This is a genomic window from Consotaella aegiceratis, assembly GCF_036541425.1.
In the GTDB taxonomy this organism is placed as follows: domain Bacteria; phylum Pseudomonadota; class Alphaproteobacteria; order Rhizobiales; family Rhizobiaceae; genus Consotaella; species Consotaella aegiceratis.
Window position 1 is genome coordinate 1 of record NZ_JAZHFT010000107.1, and the last position, 3220, is coordinate 3220.

5 protein-coding genes are annotated in these 3220 nt (G+C 52.0%); all 5 read right to left on the bottom strand.

Annotated features, from left to right (window positions below; genetic code table 11):
- Positions 1–87: 87 nt before the first annotated feature.
- Positions 88–612, bottom strand: coding sequence for a hypothetical protein (locus SMD10_RS25085; RefSeq protein WP_331688452.1), 525 nt, complete (start codon positions 610–612; stop codon positions 88–90).
- Positions 613–930: 318 nt separating this feature from the next.
- Positions 931–1329, bottom strand: coding sequence for an Imm1 family immunity protein (locus SMD10_RS25090; protein ID WP_331688453.1), 399 nt, complete (start codon positions 1327–1329; stop codon positions 931–933).
- 11 nt (positions 1330–1340) lie between these two features.
- Complete coding sequence (locus SMD10_RS25095; RefSeq protein ID WP_331688454.1) at positions 1341–2189, bottom strand: RHS repeat domain-containing protein; 849 nt, start codon at positions 2187–2189, stop codon at positions 1341–1343.
- A 124-nt stretch (positions 2190–2313) separates the two neighbouring features.
- A complete protein-coding gene (locus SMD10_RS25100) occupies positions 2314–2919 on the bottom strand; it encodes a hypothetical protein (RefSeq protein ID WP_331688455.1) in 606 nt (201 codons plus the stop codon).
- Positions 2916–3220 (bottom strand): hypothetical protein (locus SMD10_RS25105; protein WP_331688456.1); only part of this gene is annotated, 305 nt, incomplete at its 5' end. The genes SMD10_RS25100 and SMD10_RS25105, both read right to left, overlap by 4 nt.

Here is a 3220-nt window from a genome sequence, read left to right on the forward strand (position 1 = left end):
GCTCAGCCGGACATATCGCTCGTCAACATCCCAGAACCCCGGCTGCCCGCGCATCTATGCCTCCTGATCCCGTCGAGACCGATGGAATCATGAAACGCCCAGCCACGCGAGGTTTTTCGAGGTGTCCAGCTTGTGCGTCTCCTCCTCGAAGTGCCAGCGGACGCCGTCAGCCCAGGCGATCTGCCCGTCCAGATGCAGCGGCGCCTCGGCCACCATCCGGTCGCCGTCCCAAAGATACGCCGTGCCGACCACAGGCGGGCGGTCCGAAGCCGCCCCGCTTGCGCCCGCCTCGTCGTTGGCAGCAGCCGGCATCGCCCGTGGACTGCCGTCCTCGCCCACCAGCGACGGCCAGCGCCAGGAGGCGCGCTGGCGCTCGACCCCGCTGAAGCGCCGGACCTTCGCCACCCGCCGCCCGAACGGATCATAGCGGTAGAGCCATTCCTCGCCCTCGGGCGTCGTCACCGAGGCCAGCCGGTCGTGCGCGTCCCATGCATAGCGCCAGCGCCGCGGCCGAAAACCGTCCCGCTCCACATGCCGCTCGATCAGCCGCCCGCAGGCGTCATGGGAAAGGCGCAGCCGCTCGCCCTTCGGACCGCGCGCGATCTGCACCACCCCGCCGGGCGTCCTCTGCCAGGCCTCGGGCCGGCTGGCCGGCACCGCCGCGCCGAAGGCGGCGCGAAGGCCGCGCCGTAGCCCGACGGGCCCTCCTCGGCCCGCTGCGAGGACGAGGCGCCGCGAAGATTGCGCGCCGCATCGTAGGAAAAGCGCTCCGAGCCCGAGGCGCTCTCGGCCGAGACCAACTGGCCGTTGCCGTCATAGGACAGCCGCCGCTCGCCCCACAGCGCGTCGTCGATCGAAACCGGCGCAAAGGCACGATCAAATTAGCGATGCAAAAGCCACCAGAATTTAAATTGAATAAAGCTTATGCCATTATAATTCGTACCACATGATGCAAGACGGTAACTCACATGGGTCTTTCATAAATTCTATAGCCGCATCAATGGCGTCTTGAACACTAATAGTAACAGATTTCGACATTTCTTGCTCTTCAGTCAAACTTATCATATAAAATATAACTACGTCATCTACATTAAATTTATTTTCGTTCTTTGAAACATAATTATTTCCTGAATCTGAAAAATAGTTAACCGTAGCATAATTATTAGAAACAGCAAAAATAAACATAGGGTATTCTTTATTTTTTTTAATTATAGATAAACAATTATACCCATCGTATAAACAATAAAACTCTAAAAACTTCTTTTTTATATCATATTCTTCAGTATCAATTAAGGATTTTTTCTTTAGATCTTCTATTTGAAACAACATTTCTAGATTCCTTAATTGTATCCTGGAGCTAATTTTGGTGATGTTGCGTTTCCTAGAAATTTTGAAATATTTCCGCCCCCATCAATTACATCTAGTCCCGCATTCTCCGGAAGAAAAGTATTCGTCATAGTTTGACAAAATTTACAGGTATTGGGATTATTATGCCAAAGCCGGCCGCCTGATGATCCTGTATTTCTTATAATTATTGCAGCTTTTTGTTCCACATGCGCGTTGTTGGCATAGTTTCGATATTGGGGCAAACCGTCTCCAGATCGCAGCCAATATCCCTTTCCTTCATTCGTTAGAAGATAGCCGGTTGTCGTCTTACCATCGTACGCAGGAAGCCGAAAAGGTGGCCCGCTTGGCGCAAGCGCTTTGGAGCTTGCACTTAGCCCCAGCGGATCCACCCACACTGTGGGGTTGGGCACATAGGCCTGGGGCCGGTCGCCGCCGGCGAGACCGATCGGGTCGGGGCTGGCGTAGTGGCCGGTCAGGGGATCGTAGTGCCGGTGGCGGTTGTAGTATAGCCCCGTCTCGGCATCCTCGTACTGGCCCGGAAACCGCCACGGGCAGGCCAGCGCGTCGGGCGCGCGGGCGTGGGCGGGCTTCATCGCCAGGGCGCCACGCACCTCCACCGCCCGCACCGCGCCCCAGACGTGATGGTCCGCCGCCCACACCAGCCGGCCCCGCGCGTCGAACATCTCCTTCGGCGTGCCGAGCGGGTCGGTGACCACCGCCAGCATTTCGCCGCCGGGCAGCTCCTTGGCCAGGAGCCTGTGCGTTTCTTCCTCGAAGTGCCAGCGGATGCCTTCGTCCCAGGCGATCTGCCCGTCCAGATGCAGCGGCGCCTCCGCCACCATCCGATCGCCGTCCCAAAGATACGCCGTGCCCACCTCAGGCGGGCGGTCCGCCGACTATAATTCCGAGGAAGACAGCGCCGCCTGCCGATTACTTATCTAATTATCACTTTATCACTGTATTGAATCAGTAAAATTTAAAATAATCCATATATCTTATAATATCCCAGTTTCCTCGCCCATCAAAGGGTTCATGATATTCTTTAAATATTTTTCTTACTTTTGAATACCTTTTCAAGAAAAGATTTATTAATAAGCAATCACGATCATAGATGAGAACATTGCTTTCTTCGTATAATTTAGAAACTTTTTCAAGATCACTATATTCTTCATAAATATTTTCGGCGTCTTTATTGCATATTTCAACAAAATTCTCCTCAAGATTACCATTATATATTTCTATTTTCTTTACTGCAACTAAAGGCGGACGGTTAAATCCGCGCAAATAGTTTGTAATATTAAGTTTTTTTTCAGAATCTGGAGAATTTTCGGTTTGATCGAATTCTTTCACAGCGTAAGCCAAGTCCGTCAATCGTTTGTCGTGAAAAGATATACTTGCGCCTAAGCTGTCCTTTGGAATACCAAAAGCACCGGTATCAATAATTGCACTGATAATATAACGTCGCCCAGGGTCCATAAATCGATAAAGCTGATAGTCACTTTTTCGCCATCCAGCATTTTTGAAAGCAGAGATGATAGCTTTTATTTCAGTATTAGGCTTATTTTTCTTCATGGCACGGGGTCCGTTGGGCCAATCTGTCTATATTGTACATTTGGCCATGTTTGCAATTCATTTGCACCAGGGATGCCGACTGCATTCTTCCCTGTAAAATTGAAGGGTTCATTCGTTCTTACCATTTCCTGGAAATTGGCTTGTCCCCTACTCAAATTTGCTCGCCCGCTCTTAGCTTCGACAACGTAACGAACCTTACCTTCGCGCACGACAATCATGTCAGCATAGCTGACGATCTCTCCATCCGCATTGCGGACGGTGACGTTCTGGAACACCTGATCGCCTTTGGCTCTGAAGCCAT

Bases quoted from the DNA above. Each gene is read 5' to 3' on its own strand.
- SMD10_RS25090 (WP_331688453.1), bottom strand. From the start codon at position 1,329: ATGTTGTTTCAAATAGAAGATCTAAAGAAAAAATCCTTAATTGATACT.
- SMD10_RS25095 (WP_331688454.1), bottom strand. From the start codon at position 2,189: ATGGTGGCGGAGGCGCCGCTGCATCTGGACGGGCAGATCGCCTGGGAC.
- SMD10_RS25100 (WP_331688455.1), bottom strand. From the start codon at position 2,919: ATGAAGAAAAATAAGCCTAATACTGAAATAAAAGCTATCATCTCTGCT.